The sequence below is a fragment of the Dyella japonica DSM 16301 genome (assembly GCF_001010355.1).
Taxonomy (GTDB): domain Bacteria; phylum Pseudomonadota; class Gammaproteobacteria; order Xanthomonadales; family Rhodanobacteraceae; genus Dyella; species Dyella japonica.
Map to the genome: position 1 here is coordinate 14,700 of NZ_JPLA01000023.1, position 24,322 is coordinate 39,021.

Consider the following 24,322-nt stretch of genomic DNA (forward strand, 5'->3'; position numbering starts at 1 on the left):
TCTAGCGCCGTCGCGGAGAACGACGGCGTCCTGAATAACCATGCCGCCGGCGAAGCTGGCGGGCCATGACCTCTGAGGGGAGGCTTTCCATGATACGCATACATATCCAGAGAACCTTGTTGGCAGCCGCCATCGCCGCATCGTTCAGCGTCGCGCATGCGGCCGATGCACCGACCGCGCCGGCCGATCCGCAACAGTCGACGGACACCACCACGCCACCGGCCAATGCACCCAAGAAGGCGGCCACCGCCTCCGATGCGCAGCAGAAAGACGCGGTGAACCTGTCGGGCGTGGTGGTGACCCCGCTGCGTGAAAGCTTGCAGAGCGCGCAGACGCTCAAGCAGGACTCGCGCATGATCACCGACTCCATCGTGGCCGAAGACATCGGCAAGCTGCCGGACAACAGCGTGGCCGACGCACTGCAGCGCATTACCGGCGTGCAGGTGGCGCAAGGCTTCCAGGGCGAGACCAGTTCGGTGGTGATCCGCGGCCTGCCCAACGTGATCACCACGCTCAATGGCCGCGAAATCTTCAGTGGCGTCGGCCGTGCGTTCGCGTTCCAGAACCTGCCGGCGACGGCGGTGAAGACCGTGCAGGTCTACAAGACCAGCGAGGCGAGCCTGCCCGACGGCGGCATCGCCGGCATGGTGGACATGCAGCTGTTCCGTCCGTTCGATTTCGACGGCAGCAAGGTGGCCGCGACGGTCAACGAGACGCACAGCAAGTACGGCGACCACACCGATCCGTCCGGCAGCGTGTTGCTCAGCGATCGCTGGAAGACGGATCTGGGCGAATTCGGCGCCTTGATGAATGTGGGCTACGACCGCCAGCACTACGCCTATAACGCCGTGTGGGACGACTTCCCGAAGGTGCTCACCGATGGCTCTGGCGCACCCGTGCGCACGTCCAGCGGCAATCTGATTTCCGCGCCGAACGGCTTCGGCGCCGACTACAACATCGGCGACCGCACCCGCCAGGAATTCAACTACGCGTTGCAGTGGAAGCCCAACGACAGCACCGAGATCTACGTCGAAGGCCTGTACGACTGGGACTCGGACGACTACAACCAGCCGTTCTTCTTCAGCTTCCCGGTGGGCTCGGTCGATCCGCAGAACATCAAGGTCACCAACAACTGCTACGCGAACCAGCTGACCGGTTCGACCTATTACGGCCAGACCATCTGCGACGCGGCCAGCGGCAGCTGGACCGGCAACACCTATGCGGCCACCAGCACCCAGGCGCACCAGGAGTGGGGCCACGACATCCAGAACTCGATCGGTGCGAAGTGGCATGGCGATCGCCTGAACCTGTCGACCGACCTGTCGTTCAACTCGTCCTCGTTCCATGAGCAGACGTTCATTGTCGATACGTTCCTGAAGGCGCCGATCACCACGATCTGGAACGGTGCGCAGAACTGGCAGCTCGCTGGCAACCCGGCCAACGATCCGTCCAATTACTACCTCAATGGCTTGTTCCAGACCTGGAACAACCAGCGCGGCAAGCAGACCGCGTGGCGTGGCGACGGCAACTACGACATCAACGGCAGCTTCTTCCAGTACGTCGATTTCGGCCTACGCTATTCCGATCACAAGGCGCAGTACAACGGCAGCATCGAAGTATCCACGCCGCCGCCGGGTGGTACGGGCGATATCTCGCTCAATCCCAATCCCGCCAACCAGGTGATCGCGCGCTTCCCCAGCGGTTACTTCTGCAGCCAGCCGACCACCAATGCGATTCCGCAGCCGTGGCTCAGCGGTTGCTTCAACTACCTGACCAACAACGCCGATGCGATCCGCACACTGTACGGCGTGCCGACCGGTCTCGCTGCCGAGAATCCGGGCCGCTTCTATCACATCGACGAGAAGTCCTATGCGGGCTACTTCCAGTTCGGTTACGGCAACGAGCTGTGGGGCATGCCGTTCGATGGCCTGATGGGCATGCGCATCGAACGCGTGAAGCGCAACCTCGATGCGTTCTCGTATGACGCTTCGACCAATGTGTATTCGCCGCTGTCCGATTCGACCGATTCGCCGGTCTACCTGCCCAACCTCAGCTTCAACCTGCACATCAAGGACAACCTGCAGTTGCGCCTGGTGGCGGCCAAGACGCTGACCTATCCCGACTTCGGCCAGCTCAACCCGTCGCTGTCGCTCAACCCGGGCACGATCAATCGCGCCGGTGTGGCCAGCAGCGGCAATCCGGACCTGAAGCCGATCCGCTCGAACAACTACGACGCGGCGCTGGAGTACTACTTCGGTCCGGCCAGCTACGTGAGCGGCAGCGTGTTCTACCGCGATATCAACGGCTACATCCAGAACTACGTGACGGATGTGACCATTGGTGGCCAGCCGTTCCAGCTCAATTCGCCGCAGAGTGCGGGTTCGGGTCACCTCGACGGTGCGGAAGTGGCGTACCAGCAGTTCTTCGACTTCCTGCCCGAACCGTTCAACGGCCTCGGCATGCAGCTCAACTACACCTATATCGAAGGTTCCACGCGTTCGCCGCAGTTCATCGGCGGACCGGTGGTCACCTCGCCGCTGCAGAACGTGTCCAAGAACAACGGCAATGCCGTGCTGATGTATGAAAAGTTCGGCTGGTCGGCGCGACTTGCCTACAACTACCGCAGCCGCTTCATCGATGGCTTCAACCAGCCCACCGTGGCCGGCGTGAACGACGAGATCAAGCCGGCCAACCAGGTCGACTTCTCGCTCGGCTACGACATCAACAAGTACTTCACCGTGGTGTTCAACGCGACCAATATCCTTGGCGCGAACCTGCACCAGTACTGGGGCGATGGCGACACCCGTCCGCGTGATATCCGCTACCAGGACCGCACCTACGGCCTGGGCGTGCGCTTCAAGATGTAATCCTCTCCCACTCGGCGGGAACGGCGGTGACATGCCGCCCCCGCCATTTTTTTGGGAGGTTCACTCATCGCGCGCCGTTGCAGGCGTGAACAGGGATTTCAGAGCATGACTCGCTTGACGTTCGGTTTGTCCACGCTGGCTGTCTGCATCGCTACGTTGTTATCCACCCACGCGGCAGCGCAGGATGCTCCTGAACCCGCGGTGGGCACGCATCTGACGGACGCTTCGGGCTATGTATCGATCACCCGCATCGAGCACGGTTCGCCGCAAGACAAGGGACGCCTGCTGATGGCGTTCGAACAGGACGGCATGGATGGCATTCCGCTATGGGAGAGCCGCGATGGCGGCGATCACTGGCGCTTCCTGATGAACGTCGCCGACCAGACGCACAGCAAGGACAAGAATTGGCAGCTGCGCTGGCAGCCGCATATCACCGAATTGCAGCGCGCGAGCGGCGATCTGCCCGCAGGCGCGCTGGTGCTCTCGGCCAATGCCACCGGCAACGATGCGCAAGGCCGGGTGAACGAAGAAGACCTGCAGATGTATACCTCCACCGATGCCGGCAAGTCCTGGCATTACCGCAGCTCCATCATCAAGGGTGGCGGGCGTCCGGAGGACAAGGACAACAAGGGCGTGTGGGAATCCAATATCCACGTGCTCGACGACGGCCGCATGGTGGCCTATTACTCCACCGAGCAGCACAAGGCCGAGGGCTACAACCAGGCCTTGGCGCACAAGGTGTCCGAGGACGGTGGCAAGCACTGGGGCAAGGAAGTGCTGGATGTGGCGATACCCGGTGGCGTGGAGCGCCCGGGTATGGCCATCGTCACGCGACTGGGCGACAAGCGCTACGCGATGACATACGAGAACATCGATGGGCCCAAGAACGGCCAGGTGTTCATCAAGTTCAGTCGCGACGGACTCGACTGGGGCGATCCGCAACGTCACGGCGAACCGGTGATGACGCTGTCCGGCTTCTGGCCGGCCGCGTGTCCCGTGGTGCAATGGTTCCCGTTGGGCGGCCCTGAAGGTGTGATCGTGGTGTCCGCCGAGCGCGGCGGTGGTGGCGCGGATGAAGGTGGCCGCTCGCTGTACTGGAACAACGCCTCCGGTCGCGGCCCGTGGTGGGAAGTGCGTGCGCCGGTACAAAAGCGCACCGGCAATATCCACGCCGGTTGGACGCAGGCACTGCTGCTGCGCGATGACGGCCGCATGCTGCACGTCACCACCTCGTCGTCGCCGGAGGCGCCGACCAGCGTCAAGCACAACGAAATTCTGTACAACTCGGTGGCGTTGAATTTCAACCGCTATGAAGCCGAAGACGCGCAGTTCACGGGCGCCGTCTCGGTGCCGGATCGCAAGGCTTCCAGTTTCCGCAAGGCGCGCCTGGGTGCAGGTCCTGAGGGACGTCTGCGCTTCGTGGTGAACAGCACGGGCGGCGAACACGCGCTGCATCTGCGCTATGCCGATCTTGGGCTGGCGGCGCAGCCGGCGATCGTCGTCAACGGTGCACGTCTTGCCAACGCCAATATCACCAAGACCGACGACGGCTGGCTGCTCGAGAACATCTCCGCGACCCTGCTGCCCGGATTCAACACCATCGACGTGGATGGCGGCGCGCATGTGGTCGACGTCGACTACCTGCAGATGGATGGCGATGCCGCGACGGCGGGCAAACCGTGATGCGTGTGCTCGCCGCCCTGGCCGGCGTGCTGTTGGTCGCGGCCTCGCACGCGCAGCCGCCGGCCACCATGCATGCGCTGCTGCCGTCCGGGCCTGATCCGTGGGTGGCGCAGCGCGATGGTGTCTATTACTACACCAGTACCGAAGGCAACCGCATCTCGCTGCGCAAGACCACCGACATGGCGCATCTGGCCGATGCCACGCCGGTGGTGGTGTGGCGTCCACCGGCCGAAGGTCCCAACTCCCATTCGATCTGGGCGCCCGAGCTGCATTACCTCGACGGCAAGTGGTACCTGTACTACTCCGCCTCCGACAAGGCGCATGACGACGATGCGCATCGCCACGTGTGGGTGCTGGAGAACGCCTCGAGCGATCCGACGCAGGGCGAGTGGATCGACAAGGGCATGCTCAAGACCCACCTCACCGGCATTGACGGCACGGTGTTCGATCATGCGGGCAAGCGCTACTTCGTCTATTCCGCCTATGTCGACGATCACAGCGATCTGATCATCGCGCCGATGAGCAATCCGTGGACGCTGGGCGAGCCGCAGGTGGACATCGCGCATCCCACCTATGCGTGGGAGATGCAGGGTGGCCGCAAGATCCTGGAGGCGCCGGAGTTTCTCCAGGGACCGAACGGGCAGGTGTTCCTCACCTATTCCGCCAGCGCGTGCTGGTCCGATGGCTACTCGCTGGGCCTGCTGAGTGCAGCGTCAGGGGCCAACCTGCTCGATCCCGCGTCATGGCGCAAAGCGCCCACGCAGGCCCTCGCCAGTTCGCCGGCACGTGGCTTCTACGCGCCGGGACACAATGGCTTCTTCAAGTCGCCCGACGGCAAGCAGGACTGGATCATCTTCCACGCCAACGGTGGTCCGGACTGGAAGTGCACCTCGCGCCGCGCGCCCTACATCATGCCGTTCCACTGGAAGGCCAATGGCGAGCCGGACTTCATGGGCGAAGGCGGCACCTGAGTTCCACCGTGCGGGGCAGGGCGCAATCGACGTTGGTCTGGTTTGATCGATCCCGGCGGGCGTGGCACCCTCCCAGTCCACATCCCCCGGATGATGCCGTCCGCGCCACTGGAGCGTCCATGTCCCGCACGTTTCTCGCCTTCGCGCTAGCCGCGAGCCTGACCACCACCGCGCTGGCCGCGGTTCCCGCTACCGAGCAGCCGGGCCTAGCGCAGATTCGCCAGGGCGACTTGCGTGCGGACATCACGTTTCTCGCATCGGATGCCCTGCAAGGGCGTCTCTCGCTGCAGCCGGGCGACGATGCGTCGGTGCAGTGGATCGCCTCGGAATTCGCCAAGGCCGGATTGAAGCCCGCGGCCACCGATGCACAGGGGCAGCCGAGTTTCCTGCAGGCCGTGCCGTTGATCGAGTACCGCCCTGATGGCAAGGCCACGCGCCTGACGCTCAAGCGTGGCGGCAAGGACATCGAATGGAAGGATCCGGAAGTCTCTGGCGCCTTCCCCACCGATCAGGACGTGTCCGCACCGGTGGTGTTTGCCGGCTACGGCATCACCGCGCCGGAGTTGGGCTATGACGATTACGCCGGCCTCGATGTGAAGGGCAAGGTGGTGGTGGTATTCGATCACGAGCCGCAGGAGACCGATCCGAAGTCGATCTTCAATGGCACCGGCAATACGCGCTACGCGACCGGTTACGTGAAGGTGTTGAACGCGCAGGAGCACGGTGCGGTGGCGGTGCTGCTGGCGCCCGAGCCGTCGCACAATCATCCCTCGCAGCTGGAGGTGCGCAAGCGCATCGGTCACCAGGCCGAGCACGCCGCGAACCCGATTCCCGCCCAGGCATTGGCGGATAGCCCGGTGCACATACCGAGCATGGTGATCTCGGCCGAAGTGGAAGACGCGTTGCTGGGCACCAGCGGCAGCACCGCCAAGGCGCTGCAGGCCGGCATCGATGGCGACCTCAAGCCGCGCTCGCAGGCCCTGCCCGATACCACCATCAGCCTGCACCTGAAGAACAGCTCGCGCCGCGAAGCCACCACCTGGAATGCAGTGGGCCTGATCGAGGGCAGCGATCCGAAGCTGGCGCCCGAGACCATCATCATCAGTGCGCATCACGATCACGACGGCCAGGCCGGCGACAAGATCTGGCACGGCGCCGATGACAATGCATCCGGTACCGTGGGCGTGGTCACGCTCGCTCGTGCCTTCGGCGCCAACCCAACCAAGCCCAAGCGTTCGATCCTGTTCGCCGTGTTTGCCGCTGAAGAGCGCGGCTTGCTGGGTGCGTACTATCTGGCCGCGCATCCGCTGCGCCCGCTCGACACCACGCGCGCCATGATCAACTTCGACATGATCGGCCGCGACGAGAAGCCCAGCCCGCAGACCGATGGCCTGATCGAGATTCCGGCCGATACCAGCAATCGCCTGAATCTGATCGGCGCCGCGTACAGCCCGGACTACCAGCGCACGGTGGCCAAGGCCAATGGCGAGGTGGGCCTGGTGCTCGATGATCGTTTCGATCACGAATACGCCTTGAACGTATTCTTCCGCTCCGACCAGTTCCCGTTCGTGCTGCACAATGTGCCGGCGTTCTGGTGGTTCACCGGCTTCCATCCGGACTATCACCACCCCAGCGATACGGCCGAGAAGATCGACTATCCGAAGATGGCCAAGATCCTCAAGCTGGCCTACCTGAGCACCTGGCAGTTCGCCAACGAAGCCACGCCGCCGCGCTTCGTGTCGCATCCGGGCAGCGAGAAATCACCGTAATCGGGCGGTACATTGGTCATGAAAACACCCCGGCGCGCCGGGGTGTTTTCGTTTACGGCTTGAACGACACACGTTGCTGCGCGCGGTCAATCAGCGCCTTCTCGATCGCCGGCCAGCGATCGTGCGCCGTGCCGTGTTCGCCCAGTTGCGCGGCAGTGAAGCCGGTCGGGGCGAGATCCTCGCCGTAGATCACCATCAGTTCCTTGCGCTTCTGTGCATCGGGCAGATACACGAGCCGCACGTACATCGCATTGGCCGGCCGTTGATAACCCTTGGCGGCGAGCAGGCGACGCTGGTGATCGCCATCGGAATCCTTCTCGGCCGGTTGCCCGGCGTCCTGCACCCAGGTGTCGAGATAGAAGTCCAGGCCGTTGATGGTGATGTGGCGCGAGCCCGAGTAGTCGTGGTGCAGCTCAGGACGTTCGGGTATGTAAGCCTCGAATTGCACCCAGTACAGCCGCTGGATGCGCTTGTCCGGCCCGGCGTCGACGAAGACGTGCATCTCGCAATCGTCAAAGCCCAGCAGCATCCAGCGATCCGAGCCCACGTAGGTCGCCGTGGCCGGCAAATCGACGCGTATCTTCGGATCGTGCGTCGAAGTGACGGTGCTGCCGCTCACCGTCCGCTCCGGTTCCGCCGCGAGCGCCGGCAGCGCGCAGGCCAGCGCGAGCGACAGCGTTGCCATCGTTTTCCACATGACTCACCTCTTCGTTTCCGCGGGATTGGGGCAGGACATCGTCCTGCTGCCAGGTGGTGTCGCAACAAGCGTGCCACGGTTCATGCGGCTCGCACATGGCCTGGCACCGTCATCGCGACGGAGGGATCGACACGGCAGCACTGTCCGCGGACGCAGGGCGGACGTCCGCCCATGCATGTGCTCAGCCCTTCTTCGCGCCCGCCTGCTTGGCGAGATACTCGCAATTGTTGCCGTACGTGCGCAGGTCCTTGCGCACCGGATCGAGCGACATCCAGAAACCGTAGCGCACCGCGCCGCCCCGATCGGCCAGCCATGCGGCCATCAGGTGGGCGGACAGCAACTGGTTGAGCTGCGTGAGGGCCAGCGGCTGGCTGACCACCACCGACTGGTCGACCGCCGATGCGCTGACGCGATCGCCGCTGGTGACGGGCTGGTCGTTGATCTCGAAGTACGAATGCGTGGCGCGCGCCACCATCTGGCGGGCACGGTCGGCGCCGATGGCGTAATACGCCGTGATGGTGAGGCCATCAGGGCGACATTGCAGGGTGATGCGATGCTCGCCTTCGCGCGTCACCTGCGTGAGCGAGATCGAGGCGACATTGCTCACGGGACTGTTGACCGCCGTGGGCAGCAGGCGCCCGTTGTTCGAGAGGCCGTTCGCCAGCATTTGATCGGCGTTGAGCCAAGTGACTTCGCCGCTGGTTGCGGCGCCGAACACCTGGGGATCCACGCCCATGTCCTTGAGGTAGGCCGCGGCGTCGGTGCTGGGCGTGGCCGTGCCCGGCAGCGGCTGCGCGCCAAAGCGATCGCTGCCGGTGGGCGCCCAACGGAAGAGTCCACCGGCATAGGCATACGCACAGGCGTTCACGCATTGCGACGATTTCGGCACGATGGGCTGGCGCGCCGTCTTGCGCGGCGAACCCAGATGCGTGGTCATATTGCCGGCGCGAAACAGCCGGCCCAGCGCGATGCCTGCAGCCACGTCGCCGCCGGGCGAGTTGAGATAGATATCGCTGTTCGGCGGAATCCGGCGCGACTGGATCATCGCCTGCACGCGTTGCGCCGCGCCCGCATCGATCGTTCCATACAGATAGATCTGTGGCACCTTGGCCACCGAGATCGTCATGCGGTCATCGTTGACCTGCACGGCGAGTTGCTCACTGCCCGAACTCTGCGATCCACCGCGTGAAGGAGACTCGCCATGCGCCTGGACCGCGATAAGGCTCGCCAGCAAGGTGCTGGCCACATAGAGCGTACGGTGACGGCGAGCGCCGGCATGGCGTTGAACTTGAACGACTGGCACGCGGCTGATCCTGCGACAGAGGTCGGCAAGTGTGCTTCAAGGCGGATGTCTCGCGAGTGAAGAGGAAGTAAGGCGGCACTGGCATCGCGCGCGCAGGGGGCGGACACCGCCGGACGTCCGCGCGTTTGTCCGCGGACGCGGCCGCAGCTCGACGCGGCGTGCGTAAGTCGCTGATCCGCGGTGTTTCACGGCTTGGCACGCCGTTTGCTGATATGCCCGTGACGGCTTGCCCAGGCAGGCCAACCGCATCCGACCGGGCGAGGGGCTCGGCGGTAAGCCAAACACACCAGCCAGGAGAGCTGACTTGAATATCTTGCGCGCATCCCTGTTCGCCACCTTGTTGCTCGCGATCGGCGCGCCCGTCGATCGCGTCCGCGCCGACGATGCACCGGCCAAGCCCGCGGCATCCGCGACCAAGGCGGACCCATCGATGATTTCGCGCGACGAAGTGCGCCGCATCCTCGACAGCAATCGCATGATCTTGACGCCGCAGGGCATCGACGAAAAGATCAAGCTGCACATCAACGGCATCGACCAATGGATCTCGGTGCGCGGCAAGGATCGCCGCAACCCCATCCTGCTGTTCCTGCACGGCGGCCCGGCCTCGCCGGCCATGCCCGAGGGCTACACCTTCCAGACGCCGTGGGAGGATTACTTCACTGTCGTGCAGTGGGACCAGCGCGGCTCCGGCAAGACCTATCGCGCGAACACCGAAGCGGCGATGGCGCCGGGCATGACGGTGGATGGCATGACTGACGATGCTGCCCAGGTCGCCCAATACCTGCGCGAGCACTACCACAAGCAGAAGATCTTCCTGCTCGGCCATTCCTGGGGCACCGTGCTCGGCGTGCATCTCGCCCAGCTGCATCCGGACTGGTTCTACGCGTATATCTCGGTGGGCCAGGTGGTGAACGGCCGTCGCAACGAAGCGATCGGCTACAACTACGCGCTGGGTCGGGCCAAGGCCGAGAACAACACCAAGGCCATCGCGGAACTGGAATCCATCGGGCCGTATCCGGGCGACACCAAGCTCACCTTCGAGCGCATCGGTGTGCGCGGCAAGTGGGAGATGTACTACGGCGGCCTGGCCTGGGGCCGCAAGGATTTCCAGTTCGACGTGGACGCCGAAGAACTCTCGCCCGATTACAACCGCGCAGACCTCGATGCGATCGACAAGGGCAGCCTGTTCTCGCTCACCCATCTGCTCGATCCGCTGCTGGACGTGAACTTCGATCAGGTCACCGACTTCAAGCTGCCGGTGATCGTGTACGCAGGTGCGCATGACTACACCACGCCGCACGAAACCGCCGAAAAATGGTTTGGCGATCTCAAGGCGCCGTCCAAGCACCTGGTGATCTTCGCCGACTCCGCGCACATGATGATGCAGGAGCAGCCCGGCCGCTTCCTCGTGCACCTGGTGAGCGATGCACTGCCGCTGGCGCAGAAGGTGGGTGATGCGGCACCGGCGGAAGTGACCCGCGATCGCTGAGCCGCGGACACGAACGAGGCGTCGTGCGTTGCGCGCACGACGCCTCGGTGACTTCTCCAACGATTCAGGTGCCGGCGTGCTTGGCGGCATCCTCGATCAGCGCCGCCACTTCCTTCGGATGCGACTCGTAGACCGAGTGGCTGGCGCCCTTGACTTCGATGGTATGGCTGCCGGCGCGCTTGGCGTACATGCGCTCCAGGTCCGGATTGATGATGCGATCGGCCGTGGCCACGGCGTACCAGCTGGGCTTGTCCTTCCACGCGGGATGGCCGGCCGGCGCGGCGAAGACGGAAGCGGCCGTCAGTTCCTGAGCGTTCGCTTCGAACTGTGCCTGCTGCGGCGGCAGGTCCGCGGCGAAGTCGGCCGGGTAATGCGCCGGGTCGAGATAGAGGAAGCCGTCGGCCGTCTTCTTGATGTCGGTCGTTTGACTGGTGGCGCTGGGGAATTTCTTCCCGTTCGCCACTTCGGTTTCGCCCTGGTCGAGCGCATGCGCGGCGATATACACCAGGCCCACGACTTTCGAATCGTTGCCCACATCGGTGACCAAGGCACCGCCGTAACTATGACCCACGAGGATGGTGGGACCGTCCTGCATGTCCACGATGCGTTTCACGGCTGTCACATCGTCGTTGAATGATGTGAGCGGATGCTCGGCAACGGAGACGTGGTAGCCGTCCTTCACCAGGATGTCATAGACGGGTTTCCAGCCATTGCCGTTGACCCATGCGCCATGCACGAGGACGATGTTGTGCACGGGCTCGGCGGCCAGCACGGGACCGGCAGCGACGGTGCCGAGCAGCAGTGCGGCAGCCAGGACGTTGAAGTGGAAGGAACGCTTGTTCACGGGGATAACCTCTCGACAGGGGAGTGGGGTGATGGCGTCCCTGCGCCATCGAAGGCTTTGCAGTCATGGCCGGGTACGAACGGCATGTTTCCCGGATGGACACAGCCTAGCCCAGCCGGATGCGTCGATTTATGAAGAATCCAGCGCCGATTGAGAGGGTTTTGCGATGAGACCGTTACCCACCGAACTCCTTCGCAGCTTTGTCGTCGTGGCGCAGACCGCGAGCTTTACCGCGGCGTCCGAGCAGCTGTGCCTGTCGCAATCGACCGTCAGCCAGCACATCCGGCGCTTGGAGGATCTGGTGGGCGTGCCCCTGTTCGAACGCGATACGCGCAACGTGCGCATGTCGCACCAGGGCGAGTCGCTGCATCGTTATGCCGTGCGAATTCTCGATCTGATGGACGAGGCGATGACCACCGTGTGCGGACCGCCGTTGAACGGCACGGTGCACCTGGGCCTGCCGGAGGACTTCGCCTCCTCGCGCCTGGCCGGTGCGCTGGGCAGTTTCGTGCGGCGCAATCCGGAGGTGGAGCTGGTGATACGCACGGGGCTCAGCGGCGATCTGTTTCGCGAACTCGACGAGAACAAGCACGACCTCGTGTTTGCCAAGCGCCTCAGCGGCAGCCAACGCGGCTATGTGGTGAAGAGCGAGCCGCTGCACTGGTGCACCGGCGCGTCATCGCCGGTGCGTGGCGATGAGGCCGTGCTGCCTTTGGCCGTCCATCCCGAACCGAGCATCACGCGTTCGCGCATGTTCGAGACCTTGAAGGCGGCCAACCGTTCGTACCGCGTCGCCGTCGTGAGCAGCAGCATCATGGTGATCCAGGCCGCGGTGATGGCCGGCCTGGGCGTGGCCGCATTCACCGGCTATGCCATGCCCGAAGGCATCGTGCCGCTGGCCGAGGATCTTCCGCCGCTGGGCGTGCTCGATTACGTGATCGACCGGCAGCCATCGATCTCGCAGGCGGCGCAGGCGCTGGAGCATGTGCTCGCGGACGCGGCGAAGGAGCTGTGAGCGCTCCCTCGCGCGCTACGCTTCAGGCGAGATGCTGGTGCAGGAATTCATAGGTGCGCCCGTTCGCCAGCGTGGCAGCGTTCGCGTCGTAATGCGTGCCGGTATGCCGGGCAAAGGCGTGGCTGCAACCGGGATAGCTGTAGATCGTCACGTTGCCCTTGTTGGCGAACGCGGCCTTGATCTTCGCCTGTGCATCCTTGGAAATGAACTCGTCTTCCTCGCCCAGGTGCATCATCAACGGCTCATCGATGGCGGGCGCTTCGGCCAGGTATTTCTCGGTGCCGCCGCCGTAGTACTCCACGCCCGCGTCGATGCTTGAGCGCGCGGCGGTGAGGTAGGTCATCAGGCCGCCGAGGCAATAGCCCATCACGCCGACCTTGCCATTGGCGCCTTCCAGCTTGCGTGCGGCTGCGACCACCGCTTCGACGTCGCGCTCACCGGCGTCGAAGTCGTACGCCGCATACAGCGCGAGGCCTTTTTTCCAGTCCTGTTCCGACCACTCGTTCAAATCCAGGCCAGGCTCCTGTCGCCAGAACAGGTCCGGGCAGATCGCGATGAAGCCTTGTTCCGCCAGTTCGCGGCAGGACTGCCGCAGGTCGTTGTTGATGCCGAAGATTTCCTGCAGCACCACCACGGCTGGCGCAGGGGTGTGGTCGGGATAGTCGATGTAGAGCCGAAAGCTGCCGTCGGCCGTTGAAAGCGTGTGGTACTCGCCCATGACGTACTCCGAAGATGTGTCGCCCCCGTACCAGCGGGCGACGTGGCAGACCCTGCAGGATGACGTGGCCTCAGGCGACGGCGCGCACCCTGAAGGATTTGGTGGCGCGCACGGCAACCACGATGAAGACAATCAACACCACCAGTTCGGTGGCACCAAACAGCTTCTGCTTCAGATCCGGCGCCAGCGCGTTCAACACCGGCAACTTCGCGAAAATCTGCGCGACCAGGACGAACATCAGGAAGTACTCGCTGATCACGATGCCGATGGGAAACTGCGCGGTCCAGAAGCCGGAGCGGCCAATCGAGCGCCTTGCCATCACTGTCCAGGCCAGCACGATCAGGGCGATCACGCCCACCACGATGGCCGGCGTGACGCCATGGAACGGAAAGAAGAACCCGGTGACGCTGGTGATGACTGCCGTCCAGAGGAAGCTCGTGATGGCGCCCGAGCGATAGCGGCCGACCATCAGGTCGCGTATGGCCCAGAGGCCGACGATGGTCGCGACGAGACTGATCAGCGTGTGGAAAGCGGTAAGCCAACCCAGTGGTGTATTCATCAAGGCGCTCCGTGGTGGTGTCGCGGAAACAAACGTGGGCACGGCTCGCGCAGGGGCGATGCATCGCGATGCCGCCATAAGCTGTTGCGTTGCGTTTGGTTGCTCGGACGGTCCCCTGGCCGCCCGCTGCCCACTATGCGCCCGTCGCCGGCCTGGCCTCAATCCGTCTGTGGGTATAACCGGAGGGGCGTGTTGTGAAACGCAGGTGACAGCGGCCCGGTGGCGCGCCAGTTCTTGTAAACCGCCGGGCGCAAAGGGCATATTGGTCGGGCAGCAGCAGTTCGCCGTTGGGAGAAGTCATGCGGGTCCGCCTCGAAGATGTAGCACGCGCAACGGGTGTCTCGCCAAAAACGGTTTCCCGCGTTCTCAACGAAGAATCCTCGGTGAAGGAATCCACCCGCCAGAAGGTGCTGGCGGCGATGGAGTCGATGAACTACCGCCCCAGCCCGGCGGCGCGTGGTCTGGCGGGCAGCCGCTCGTTCCTGGTGGCGATGCTTTATGACAACAACGACAACCCAGCCTCGACCTATCTGGCCGAGGTGCAGGACGGCGTGCTCGATGCCTGCGACGCCCACCGCTACAGCATGATGGCCTGCCCGCTGCGCATGCGCGGGCAGGACTTCATCCGTCGTGTCGATGCGCTGGTGTTCGATCACCATATCGAAGGCGTGATCATGACGCCGCCGCTCACCGACTACGCGCCGCTGCTGCAGCGCCTGAAGGAACACGGCGTGCCGCATTCGAGCATTTCGCCGGTGCATCGCGAAGCGTCCATCGGCGTGTGCATGGACGAGCAGCAGGCAGCCAAGGCCCTGGTGATGCACCTGGTGGAACTGGGTCACAGGCGCATCGCGCATATCGTGGGCATCGCCAATCACGGTGCCAGCCGCTGGCGCATGGCCGGCTACAAGGAAGCGCTCGCGACCGCAGGCTTGCCGTTCGATCCGCAATACGTGGTGCAAGGTGAGTTCTCGTTCGGTTCGGGCGTGCTGGCCGCACGCGAGCTGTTTGCCTTGCCCGAGCAGCCCACGGCGATTTTTGCCGCGAACGACGACATGGCTGCGGGCGTCATGTGGGCGGCCAATGAGCGTGGATTGAAAGTGCCGCGCGATCTTTCCGTCTGCGGCTTCGATGACACCCCGCTGGCCACCCAGCTGTGGCCGCCGCTGACCACCGTGCGCCAGCCCAGCCGCGAGATGGGCAAGCTGGCTGCGCTGCAGTTGATGGAAGTGTTGCGTGGACGCGGCGACGGCCTGCTGGTGCAGGTGCCGTACGCGCTCCAGCTGCGCGAATCGACCTCCAAGGCGCCTTAGGGACTTCGGGTAGGCGTACCGCCGCTCCGGCCTTGGTCCGAGGCAGGCCCGAGTCGCGCACAGGGTGCGCTCCCACAGGGAGAGCCTGCCTATCCCTTGTGGGAGCGCACCCTGTGCGCGACGGGCCTCCCTCAACGGATCATTTTGCGAAGCAAACGCCTCGACTTCGCATAATGACCTGATTTAAAAAGAAAATGTCGGCAAGGAGAGGTCTCTGCCGCCCCGTCCACGGCGTGCTGCATCGCAAATTGACAGCGCTGTCATTTCTGTCAGTCTCCGTGCCGACTGGCTCCGAGGGGGAGCCATCCCCCCTGTCTGCTGGAGAGAGCCGTGCGGGCTTCCGTTCGTCGATTGCGTTGTGTACCGACCGTTCTTGCCGTGGCCCTGGCCTGCGCCATGAGTGTCGCTTCCGCCGACGACGCGTCCACCGTGCATCCCGACAGCTGGCCGCGCGCCAGCTGGCCGTTTGCCAAGGACGCGGCGCTGGAACAGCGCGTAGCCGCCTTGATGGCGAAGATGACGGTGGAGGAAAAAGTCGGTCAGCTGGTTCAGGCCGATATCCTCAGCGTGACGCCGGACGACGTGCGCAAGTACCACCTCGGCGCGATCCTCGCCGGCGGAAATTCCAAGCCCAATGCGCAGCTCACTGCCACGGTGGCGCAGTGGCAGGCCTTGTCCGAAGCGTTCTATCGCGCATCGATGGAACCCAACGGCAGTGCGCATCCGTCGATCCCGCTGCTGTTCGGCATCGATGCCGTGCACGGCCACAACAACGTCGTTGGTGCCACGCTGTTCCCGCAGAACTCCGCGCTGGGCAATGCGCATGATCCGGAACTGATCCGTCAGATCGGCGAGGCCACGGCGGCCGAAGTGCGCGCCACCGGCATCAACTGGAGCTTCGCGCCGACCCTCGCCGTGCCGCAGGATGTGCGCTGGGGCCGCGCCTACGAAGGCTATTCGCAGGACCCCAAGCTTGTCGCGCAATACGCCACCGCGATGGTGGAAGGCCTGCAGGGCAAGGTCGGTACGCCGCAGTTCCTCGATGGCATGCATGTGCTCGCCTCGGCCAAGCATTTCGTCGGCGACGGCGGCACCAGGAACGGCAAGGATCAGGGCGACGCGCAGATCAGCGAAGCGACGCTGCGCGATCTTCATGCCGCCGGCTATCCGCCCGCCATCGATGCGGGCGTGCAGACCGTGATGGCCTCGTTCTCGAGCTGGAACGGCACCAAGATGTCCGGCAACAAGGCGTTGATCACCGACGTGCTCAAGCAGCGCATGGATTTCCAGGGCCTGGTGGTCGGCGACTGGAATTCGCATGGCCAGGTGCCCGGTTGCGCGAACGACGATTGCCCGGCCTCGTTCAACGCCGGCCTGGACATGCTGATGGCGCCGGACAGCTGGCGCGGCCTGGTCGAACACACGCTGGCCGAAGTGAAATCCGGCGTGATTCCGCAGGCGCGGCTCGACGACGCGGTGGCGCGCATCCTGCGCGTGAAGTTCCGCGCGGGCCTGTTCGAGGCCGGCGCGCCGTCAACGCAGCCGGTGGTGCAGAAAGCCGCGGAAATCGTGGGCAGCCCGGCCCATCGCGCCATCGCGCGCCGTGCCGTGCGCGAATCCATGGTGCTGCTGAAGAACAACGGCGGCCTGCTGCCGCTCGATCCACGCAAGCACATCCTTATCGCAGGCGACGGTGCCGACAACATCTCGCGCCAGAGCGGCGGCTGGACGCTCAACTGGCAGGGCACCGGGCTGAAGAACGACAACTTCCCCGGTGCGCAGTCGATCGGTGCAGGCTTCGCGGAGCAGGTGTCGGCGGCGGGCGGTTCGGTGGAAATCGAAACGGACGGCCATTTCAAGACCAGGCCCGATGTGGCCGTGGTGGTGTTCGGCGAGGATCCCTACGCCGAGTTCCAGGGCGATATCCCGAACCTGATGTTCCATCCCGGCGACGATCACGAGCTGGAACTGATCCGCCAGCTGCGCGCGCAGCACATACCGGTGGTGGCCGTGTTCCTGAGTGGCCGTACGCTGTGGGTCAATCGCGAAATCAACGCGGCCGACGCCTTTGTCGCCGCATGGTTGCCGGGCAGCGAGGGTGGCGGCGTCGCCGATGTGCTGCTGCGCAAGCGCGACGGCAGCATCGCCAACGACTTCCACGGCAAGCTGGCCTATGCGTGGCCGAGCACGGCGGTGGTGGGGCAGGGCAAGCCGCAATTCGCGCTGGGCTATGGGCTCAGCTATGCCGACCACAGGTCGGTGCCCAAGCTATCGGAGGTGTCGGGCATCAGCGGCGAGCAGATCCCGATCGGCAACTATCTCGATCGCGGCAAGGCCGTGCATGGTTACAGCTTTACGCTGGTGGATACGCACGGTGCATCGATGACCGGCGACGTATCGCCGGCCACCACGCCGGACGGCGCGCTGCACATGGCCGCGCTCGACTACAAGGCGCAGGAGGATGCACGCCGCTTCAGCTGGATCGGCGACAACGCCCAGCTGGCGATCCACGCGCGCACGCCGCTGGATCTGGATCGCGAGACCAATGGCGATGTGCTGCTGGTGACGACCTTGCGTGTCGACGCCATGCCCACGCAGAACGTGTGGGTCGGCATGGGCAAGGGCCATGTGCCGCTCGCCAAGACGCTGGCGACGTTGCCGCCGGGTCAGTGGATACGCGTGGGCGTGCCGTTGAAGTGTTTCCGCGCAGCGGGCGCCGACATGCACCACATCGACCAGCCGTTTGCGTGGGGCGCCGGCAAGGGCACCGACGTGGCGATTTCCCGCGTGGCGCTCGGTACGGATGTGGATCAGGTGGTCGATTGCGTCAAGCAATGAAAGCAGGGCGATCGGCCGGCCGGCTGGAGTTTGCGAGGTCGGCCAAAGCCCTCCCGAAAAGCGTCCAAAGGAAGGGACGCGTCAGTGATAACGGGCCATGGATGGCTGAAAGGCGATTTGCTCTTGCATCAAAACCTGCGTCTCGGCGGTTCGCTTGATCGACAAGAATGAGCTGTAGCAAGGGTTCCGGGGGGATTTCCCACTTGCTGCCGCGCGTCAAGCTTCTGCCGGGGAACCGGTCTATGATCCACATGACAGCGCTGTCATCAATCTAAATGACAGCGCTGTCATCGGGGATGACATCAAACCAGTCGCCGTCGAGGGCGGTGACGAACAACAATCCGAATTGAACTGAGGGGAAGCCAAATGAAGTTGCGCTATTCGGCGTTGTACATCGCCATGTCCCTGGTACTCGCGCCTGGCGCGGTGCTGGCGGCGGATCAGGATGCAGCGCCGCAGAGCGCGTCTTCGCAAAATGCCGCGCCGCCAGGCGAGCGCAAGGTGAAGCAGCTCGATGCGATTTCGGTGAGCGCGACCAAGAGCGAGACGCTGCTCCAGAAAACGCCCGTCGCCGTCAGCGCCATCACGCCCGACACGCTCGACAAAGAGCGCGTGATGACCGTGCAGGATCTGACCAAGCTCGTGCCGGGCCTGCAGGGCACCAGCCAGGGCGACCACGGCGTGGTCACGCTGACCTTGCGCGGTATCGGCAACGACAGCGCGAAAACCGAATACGCCGATCCGGAAGTGGCCACCTTCGTCGATGGCGTGTACGCGCCGCGTGCCGAAGCGGCCTCCGGCCTGCTGCTGGACATGGATGGCGTCGAAGTGCTGCGCGGCCCGCAGGGCACGCTGTGGGGCCGCAACTCCACTGCCGGCGCGATCAGCTTCCAGACGGCCAAACCCGATATCAGTGCGGGCTTCTACGGCAATGCGCAGATGGAAGCGGGCAACTACAACCAGTTGGGTGCGCGCGCCGCGTTCAACCTGCCGATCAGCAGCACGTTTGCCATGCGCGTGGCGGTGGTGCACGAGCAGCACGACGGTTATGTCGATTACCAGAACCCGTCGACCGAACTGCCCAGCGTCGCGCAGCAGCAGCAGGCGTATCTGGCTTCGCCCGCTTCGGGCGGAACGCTGGCCAACTTCAAGCCGATCGACCCGAGCCAGTACGTGCAGGGCGGTCCGAAGTACAACTCGCAGGATCAGTCCGCCGCACGCGTGAGCGCGTTGTGGCAGCCCAGCGATTCGTTCAAGTGGAACCTGTCGTACGAGTACTTCCTCGATCGCGGCACGCCTGATATGAGCCTGATGCAGACGCCGCGCCAGGGTCAGGAGTTCTGGTCCGCGCTGATCGACACGGCGCCGTACCTGGACCGCACGTCCAAGACGGTGCGCAGCCGCATGGACTGGAACATCAACGACGGCATGGAGCTGAGCTATATCGCCGGCTACAACCGCTACTCGGGCAAGAGCGACTTCGACCAGGACGTCGGCGTCAGCGTGCCCACCAGCTTCACCACCAATGGCGTGTACCAGGACGACCGCACCAACTACTCCAACTATGAAAGCTGGAGCCAGGAAGTGGACCTGAAGTCGACCGGCCCGCAGACCGTGGACTGGATCGTCGGCGCGTACTACGGCTACGAAGACAACAACATCCGCTTCGACATCCCGATCATGAACGGCACCAAGTACGGTTCCGTGAACTGGCAGGGCTCCTTCATCCAGCCGAAGGAAACGGTGGAGTCGTACGCCTTGTTCGGCCAGGCCACGTGGCATATGACCGATCACTGGCGCCTCACCGGCGGTGCGCGCTGGTCGCATGACGACAAGGAAAACAAGGGCGGCATCAACTGGGGCTGGAACTACGATCCGACCGTGCCGCAGTTGCCGATCTCGCCGGGCGTGTATCCGGATCCGTCCAACGGCTTCAGCATCTCGCAGCGCAATACGGCCAAGTACAGCAAGAGCAAGCCGACCTGGCTGGTGCGCGTGGACACCGACGTCGGCGCCAACGGCCTGCTGTACGCCAGCGTCTCCACCGGCTACAAGTCTGGCGGTACGCAGGACGCGGGCACGCTGTACAAGCCCGAGACGCTGACCAACTATGAAATCGGCAGCAAGTTCAGCTTCCTCGATGGCCGCATGACCTGGAACTCGGCGGTCTATTACGAAGACTTCAAGAACTTCCAGCTGTCCGCGCCCATCGTGTATCCGGATGGCAACCATGGCCTGGGCTTCTCCAACGTGGCCGGCAGCACCAAGGTGTTCGGCATCGAATCGGAGCTGGCGTACCAGACCAAGGACGATCGCGCCAACCTGATCTTCTCGGCCATCCCGAAGAAGGAGCTCGGCACGCTGATCTACGCGGGCAGCAACGACTACCAGGGCCTGCCCGCCTGTCCGCCGGCGTCCAACCTGGCCAACTGCGCCAACGTCACCGGCAACGATCTGCCGCATGCGCCGAATGTCTCGCTCACCGCGATCTACGAGCATGACTTCCATCTGGGCAACGGTGGCCGGCTCACGCCGCGCGTCAGCGCGCAGTACCAGAGCACGCAGTGGCTGAGCTACTTCAACCTCGGTTCTGGCGACCAGCAGAAGGCGTATACGCGTGGTGACCTCTCGCTGCGCTACACCGAGCCGGGCGACAAGTGGTGGGTCAACGCGTACGTGCAGAACATCTCCGACGGAAAGATCCGCACCAGCGCCGGTCGCTTCCTGATGTCTGATGGTTCGCTGCAGTACGTATCGCAGTACCTGGCGCCGCGCACCTACGGTGTGCAGCTGGGCGTGTGGTTCTAAGGATGTTCGGGGCGGCCCCATGACTGTCGCGCCGCCGCTGGTTTGCCGTTCTATAGGCGATGCTCCGGGGAGCATCGCCGCCTCTCCCCTTGAATGGCGTTTTTGCCGGGCCCGCGTGGGGCGGCCCGGCAGTTCTTTCTTGTTATCGTCTGCGGATGCATTGCCGCAACGCGCTGGCGTTCCCGCCGGCCGGGAGTTCACATGGCTCGTCTGAAGAAAGTGCTGATCGTCGGTGGTGGCACCGCCGGCTGGCTGGCTGCGTGCTATCTCGCCAAGGCGGTGAATGCGGCCGATCCCAACAGCGTGCAGGTGCATCTGGTGGAATCGCCGGATATCGGCCTGCTCGGCGTGGGCGAGGCGACCTTTCCGTCGATTCGCGGCACGCTTGCCGCGATCGGCCTGGACGAGCGTCGCTTCCTGGTCGGCGCCACGGCGACCTACAAGCAAGGCATCCACTATCGCCACTGGGTGCGCCCACCGGGCACGCCGGGTGCGGATCACTTTTTCCATCCCTTCAATGCACCGAGCCAGCGTCCCGGTGGCCCGGAGCTGTTGCCGTACTGGTTGCTTGGCGCCGCGCCTGAAGGCATGCCCTTCGCCGATGCGGTGTCGATGCAGAGCACCCTGGTCGATCACAGCAAGGGCCCCAAGCGCTACAAGGATCCTGATTACCAGGGGCCCTTGAACCACGCGTTCCATTTCGATGCGGCGTGCTTCGCGCGCGTGCTGGCCGAACACGGACAGGAAACGCTGGGCGTGCAGCGCCACGTGGCCACGGTGGAGCGCGCGGAGCTTGACGAACACGGCGCCATCGCGCGCATCGTGACCAAGGAGCTGGGCGAACTCACCGCCGATCTCTACGTGGATTGCACCGGCCTCAAGGGCATGTTGATCGGCAACGTCATGCAGTCGCCGTTCCGCAGCCGCGCCGACGTGCTGTTCGCTGACCGCGCGGTGGCCATCCAGGTGCCTTATGCGCAGCCCGACTCACCGATTCCGTCGTACACGATTTCCACCGCGCAGGAAGCAGGCTGGATCTGGGATATCGGCCTGCAGAAGCGGCGCGGCGCAGGCTATGTGTATTCCTCGCGGCACACCGATGTAGAGCGCGCGGAAGCGGTGTTCCGCAACTACCTTGGTCCGGTCGCCGACGGCCTCAAGGCCTTCCATATCAAATTCGAAACCGGCTACCGGCCGGAACACTGGCGCAAGAATTGCGTGGCGGTGGGCCTGGCCGGCGGCTTCGTCGAGCCGCTGGAATCCACCGGCATCGCGCTGATCGAACTGGCGACCTATCTGCTCACGCACCTGTTGCCCAACGATACCGACACGATGGAGCAGGCTGCGCGCCACTTCAACGAGATGATGATTGCGCGCTACGACCGCATCATCGATTTCATCAAAATGCACTACTGCCTGAGCCAGCGCCGCGACTCCAAGTTCTGGATCGACAACGCCGATCCGGTCAGCATTCCGCAGTCACTGCAGGACAAGCTGGCGCAGTGGAAGCATCGGCCGCCGCATCGGCTGGACTTTGTCAGCGACCTGGAGATGTTCCTCGTCTCGAGCTGGCAGTACGTGCTCTACGGCATGGAGTTCAAGACGGATCTCTCGCCTATGCGCAACCTATATCCGCGTGTCGACGAGGCGCGGCAGGAGTTTCGCAACATCCAACTGGCCGCGTCACAAGCATTGCACGACCTGCCCGATCACCGCGCCCTGGTGGAGCAGATGTGCAAGGAGTATCGCGAACGTGCTGGCATCGAGGCTGCGCTCGTCTAAATCAAGGCGATCACGCCAGCGCCTCGGTGAAGCGCTGGCGTGTGGCGGTTATCGCCCGTAGTGAATGTCGCCGATAGCGTGATCCACGGCCGCCTGGGCCTGGTCCACGTGCATCAGGGCGCGATGCTTGAGTTCGCGCGTCTGCGGATCGTCCTCTTCGCGATCGATATCGTTGTGCACCTTGGACAACAGTTGCGCCGCCTGATGCAGGCGGCCCGGTTGATCCGCGCCGACATCCACCGGCGGGTGATCGTCGAGATTCTTGCCGTCGTCATACGCCGCGTGTTTGATCTCGCCCATCGCGCGGTCAATTTCCGAGATGGCGATATCTTCCTGGCTGCTCACCGCGGCATCGCCCGGACGATGGGAGAGCATCCAGCGCGCCGCGCGCAAATCGGACAGCGCGTGCAGGTAAGCGGGGTGACGACCCGGCATATCGGCGTGGGCAGCCAACGGCAACAACACGGCCAGGCTGGTCGTCAACATCATGCGCTTGTACAGCAACTTCATGCGGCCCCCTCGGGTATGAAAGTGGCCGCATTATTCAGTGGCGCCGCTTGCGCAGGCCTTGCTTGAAGAACCTGCGTTTAGCCGGCGGTTGGCGTTGCGCGAGACGCGCTCAGGGCAGCGTGGCGACGCCGGTCGTGCCGAACGTGCGGATGGTTTCGTCGATGGCGAAATCCACGGCATTGATCGATGCGTTACCGCGATAGCGATCCCAGTCCCGCTCCATCGCGCGCAGCAGCACGCGCCGCGGCGTGTCGCCGGCGTCGGCCGCAGAGCGATCGGCGCCCATCCCATAAGTTGCGGGCAGCTTCGCCTGCATGAGCAGGCACAGCGCCTCCTCGATGTCGTAGGACGTACCGCCGTGCGCATAGATCAGGTTGATCGCTTGCGCCGCCTTCTTGCGCTTCTTCCAGTCGTCGGCGTGGCCGCTGAGCATCATGTGCGTGCCGTCGTAGCCCACCACCGCGGGCAGGCTCGCATCCTTCATGGTGGCAAACATGATCGGTGGATTCTGCAGATTGCCGCCGAGCGGGCCGAGCGCGATCACCGCGACTTTCACCGTGGAATAGGGGAAGCGCAGGCGCGTGAGGCCTTCAAGCCGCTCGACGTTGCGTGCCTTCGCCTCTTCGGCCTTCCATGCGGCAATGGTCTCCTGCTCCTTGGGTTCCACCTCCCGCTTCCAGTAAGCCATGAATGCGGGGAAGTGCGCCTCACCCTGCTTCAGCGCTGCGACCAGGGCGGCGCTGTTGTCGTAGGTGTAGGCAAGCCGGTAGAGGTCGGCATAGCTGCGGATATCCGACACCAAGGCGTATCCAGGGAGAAAGGCACCCGTGTTCAGCTCTTTGACGTCGTCCAGCGGCACGGACGCGCGCAGGTCGGGGAAGTTCGCGTTGTCCCGGTGCAGCAGATAGAACAGAAAGTCCGCATAGGGCGAAGCGACGAAATCCAGCGTCGGAGTCGTCCGGGCCACATCGGGCGACGGCGCCGCCTGGACGGCGCCTCCCAGCAGCAGAACGACGGCGAGAAAACCAAGCATGTGGCCAGCTTTGCGTGCGCGCATGTCAGTCCCTCATTGGCGTGGCAGTACAACGATCCCTGAAGCCAGGCACATCCCTCCGGACGGATCCGTTCGATCCGGTCAGAGTCGCGAATGCCAGAG

The 24,322-nt window shown here is 64.1% G+C and carries 17 protein-coding genes; 10 read left to right on the forward strand and 7 right to left on the reverse strand.

Annotated elements, in window-relative coordinates:
• Nucleotides 1-89: 89 nt before the first annotated feature.
• The 4 genes from Y882_RS08745 (at nucleotide 90) to Y882_RS08760 (ending at nucleotide 7,290) form a co-directional block, all read left to right on the forward strand.
• On the forward strand, nucleotides 90-2,867 hold the full coding sequence (locus tag Y882_RS08745; protein WP_046971529.1) for a TonB-dependent receptor: 2,778 nt from the start codon (nucleotides 90-92) through the stop codon (nucleotides 2,865-2,867).
• A 105-nt stretch (nucleotides 2,868-2,972) separates the two neighbouring features.
• Nucleotides 2,973-4,550: an exo-alpha-sialidase gene (locus Y882_RS08750; RefSeq protein WP_082121024.1), complete on the forward strand. Its 1,578-nt coding sequence runs from the start codon at nucleotides 2,973-2,975 to the stop codon at nucleotides 4,548-4,550.
• On the forward strand, nucleotides 4,550-5,521 hold the full coding sequence (locus tag Y882_RS08755) for a glycoside hydrolase family 43 protein (protein ID WP_052949816.1): 972 nt from the start codon (nucleotides 4,550-4,552) through the stop codon (nucleotides 5,519-5,521). Before Y882_RS08750 ends, Y882_RS08755 begins: the two co-directional genes overlap by 1 nt.
• Before the next feature lie 119 nt (nucleotides 5,522-5,640).
• Nucleotides 5,641-7,290, forward strand: coding sequence for a M20/M25/M40 family metallo-hydrolase (locus Y882_RS08760; protein ID WP_046971530.1), 1,650 nt, complete (start codon nucleotides 5,641-5,643; stop codon nucleotides 7,288-7,290).
• Between the two features lie 52 nt (nucleotides 7,291-7,342).
• Here Y882_RS08760 and Y882_RS08765 read toward each other — a convergent pair whose 3' ends face one another.
• Complete coding sequence (locus Y882_RS08765; RefSeq protein WP_156171377.1) at nucleotides 7,343-7,987, reverse strand: hypothetical protein; 645 nt, start codon at nucleotides 7,985-7,987, stop codon at nucleotides 7,343-7,345.
• A 181-nt stretch (nucleotides 7,988-8,168) separates the two neighbouring features.
• Nucleotides 8,169-9,290, reverse strand: coding sequence for a hypothetical protein (locus tag Y882_RS08770; RefSeq protein ID WP_156171378.1), 1,122 nt, complete (start codon nucleotides 9,288-9,290; stop codon nucleotides 8,169-8,171).
• Nucleotides 9,291-9,594: 304 nt separating this feature from the next.
• Between Y882_RS08770 and Y882_RS08775 the strand changes: the two genes are divergently transcribed.
• Nucleotides 9,595-10,779 carry an alpha/beta fold hydrolase gene (locus Y882_RS08775; protein WP_244466305.1) on the forward strand — a complete coding sequence of 395 codons (1,185 nt, stop codon included), beginning with the start codon at nucleotides 9,595-9,597 and terminating at the stop codon, nucleotides 10,777-10,779.
• 64 nt (nucleotides 10,780-10,843) lie between these two features.
• On the opposite strand, the gene Y882_RS08780 is transcribed toward Y882_RS08775, so the two are convergent.
• Nucleotides 10,844-11,623 (reverse strand): alpha/beta hydrolase, encoded by a 780-nt coding sequence (locus Y882_RS08780; protein ID WP_156171379.1) that lies wholly within the window; start codon nucleotides 11,621-11,623, stop codon nucleotides 10,844-10,846.
• Between the two features lie 166 nt (nucleotides 11,624-11,789).
• Between Y882_RS08780 and Y882_RS08785 the strand changes: the two genes are divergently transcribed.
• Nucleotides 11,790-12,638 carry a LysR family transcriptional regulator gene (locus Y882_RS08785; protein WP_046971534.1) on the forward strand — a complete coding sequence of 283 codons (849 nt, stop codon included), beginning with the start codon at nucleotides 11,790-11,792 and terminating at the stop codon, nucleotides 12,636-12,638.
• 22 nt (nucleotides 12,639-12,660) lie between these two features.
• Here the strand turns inward: Y882_RS08785 and Y882_RS08790 are convergent, their stop codons facing one another.
• Entirely contained in the window at nucleotides 12,661-13,356 is a 696-nt protein-coding gene (locus Y882_RS08790) for a dienelactone hydrolase family protein (RefSeq protein WP_046971535.1), read from the reverse strand.
• A gap of 70 nt (nucleotides 13,357-13,426) precedes the next feature.
• Nucleotides 13,427-13,915, reverse strand: coding sequence for a hypothetical protein (locus tag Y882_RS08795; RefSeq protein ID WP_052949820.1), 489 nt, complete (start codon nucleotides 13,913-13,915; stop codon nucleotides 13,427-13,429).
• A 299-nt stretch (nucleotides 13,916-14,214) separates the two neighbouring features.
• On the opposite strand from Y882_RS08795, the gene Y882_RS08800 reads away from it, so the two are divergent.
• The 4 genes from Y882_RS08800 (at nucleotide 14,215) to Y882_RS08815 (ending at nucleotide 22,656) form a co-directional block, all read left to right on the forward strand.
• Nucleotides 14,215-15,228, forward strand: coding sequence for a LacI family DNA-binding transcriptional regulator (locus tag Y882_RS08800; protein ID WP_046971536.1), 1,014 nt, complete (start codon nucleotides 14,215-14,217; stop codon nucleotides 15,226-15,228).
• A gap of 396 nt (nucleotides 15,229-15,624) precedes the next feature.
• On the forward strand, nucleotides 15,625-18,066 hold the full coding sequence (locus tag Y882_RS08805; protein WP_046971537.1) for a glycoside hydrolase family 3 protein: 2,442 nt from the start codon (nucleotides 15,625-15,627) through the stop codon (nucleotides 18,064-18,066).
• A gap of 366 nt (nucleotides 18,067-18,432) precedes the next feature.
• Nucleotides 18,433-20,874: a TonB-dependent receptor gene (locus Y882_RS08810; protein ID WP_046971538.1), complete on the forward strand. Its 2,442-nt coding sequence runs from the start codon at nucleotides 18,433-18,435 to the stop codon at nucleotides 20,872-20,874.
• A gap of 201 nt (nucleotides 20,875-21,075) precedes the next feature.
• Complete coding sequence (locus Y882_RS08815) at nucleotides 21,076-22,656, forward strand: tryptophan halogenase family protein (protein WP_046971539.1); 1,581 nt, start codon at nucleotides 21,076-21,078, stop codon at nucleotides 22,654-22,656.
• 48 nt (nucleotides 22,657-22,704) lie between these two features.
• Here the strand turns inward: Y882_RS08815 and Y882_RS08820 are convergent, their stop codons facing one another.
• Both Y882_RS08820 and Y882_RS08825 read right to left on the reverse strand, forming a co-directional pair.
• Nucleotides 22,705-23,166 carry a hypothetical protein gene (locus Y882_RS08820; RefSeq protein WP_211259153.1) on the reverse strand — a complete coding sequence of 154 codons (462 nt, stop codon included), beginning with the start codon at nucleotides 23,164-23,166 and terminating at the stop codon, nucleotides 22,705-22,707.
• A 109-nt stretch (nucleotides 23,167-23,275) separates the two neighbouring features.
• Nucleotides 23,276-24,223 carry a hypothetical protein gene (locus Y882_RS08825; protein WP_046971540.1) on the reverse strand — a complete coding sequence of 316 codons (948 nt, stop codon included), beginning with the start codon at nucleotides 24,221-24,223 and terminating at the stop codon, nucleotides 23,276-23,278.
• Nucleotides 24,224-24,322 lie beyond the last annotated feature (99 nt).

Bases quoted from the DNA above. Each gene is read 5' to 3' on its own strand.
- Y882_RS08750 (WP_082121024.1), top strand. From the start codon at position 2,973: ATGACTCGCTTGACGTTCGGTTTGTCCACGCTGGCTGTCTGCATCGCT.
- Y882_RS08790 (WP_046971535.1), bottom strand. From the start codon at position 13,356: ATGGGCGAGTACCACACGCTTTCAACGGCCGACGGCAGCTTTCGGCTC.
- Y882_RS08760 (WP_046971530.1), top strand. From the start codon at position 5,641: ATGTCCCGCACGTTTCTCGCCTTCGCGCTAGCCGCGAGCCTGACCACC.
- Y882_RS08785 (WP_046971534.1), top strand. From the start codon at position 11,790: ATGAGACCGTTACCCACCGAACTCCTTCGCAGCTTTGTCGTCGTGGCG.
- Y882_RS08820 (WP_211259153.1), bottom strand. From the start codon at position 23,166: ATGAAGTTGCTGTACAAGCGCATGATGTTGACGACCAGCCTGGCCGTG.
- Y882_RS08755 (WP_052949816.1), top strand. From the start codon at position 4,550: ATGCGTGTGCTCGCCGCCCTGGCCGGCGTGCTGTTGGTCGCGGCCTCG.
- Y882_RS08805 (WP_046971537.1), top strand. From the start codon at position 15,625: ATGAGTGTCGCTTCCGCCGACGACGCGTCCACCGTGCATCCCGACAGC.
- Y882_RS08815 (WP_046971539.1), top strand. From the start codon at position 21,076: ATGGCTCGTCTGAAGAAAGTGCTGATCGTCGGTGGTGGCACCGCCGGC.
- Y882_RS08795 (WP_052949820.1), bottom strand. From the start codon at position 13,915: ATGAATACACCACTGGGTTGGCTTACCGCTTTCCACACGCTGATCAGT.
- Y882_RS08810 (WP_046971538.1), top strand. From the start codon at position 18,433: ATGAAGTTGCGCTATTCGGCGTTGTACATCGCCATGTCCCTGGTACTC.
- Y882_RS08745 (WP_046971529.1), top strand. From the start codon at position 90: ATGATACGCATACATATCCAGAGAACCTTGTTGGCAGCCGCCATCGCC.
- Y882_RS08765 (WP_156171377.1), bottom strand. From the start codon at position 7,987: ATGTGGAAAACGATGGCAACGCTGTCGCTCGCGCTGGCCTGCGCGCTG.
- Y882_RS08800 (WP_046971536.1), top strand. From the start codon at position 14,215: ATGCGGGTCCGCCTCGAAGATGTAGCACGCGCAACGGGTGTCTCGCCA.
- Y882_RS08825 (WP_046971540.1), bottom strand. From the start codon at position 24,223: ATGCGCGCACGCAAAGCTGGCCACATGCTTGGTTTTCTCGCCGTCGTT.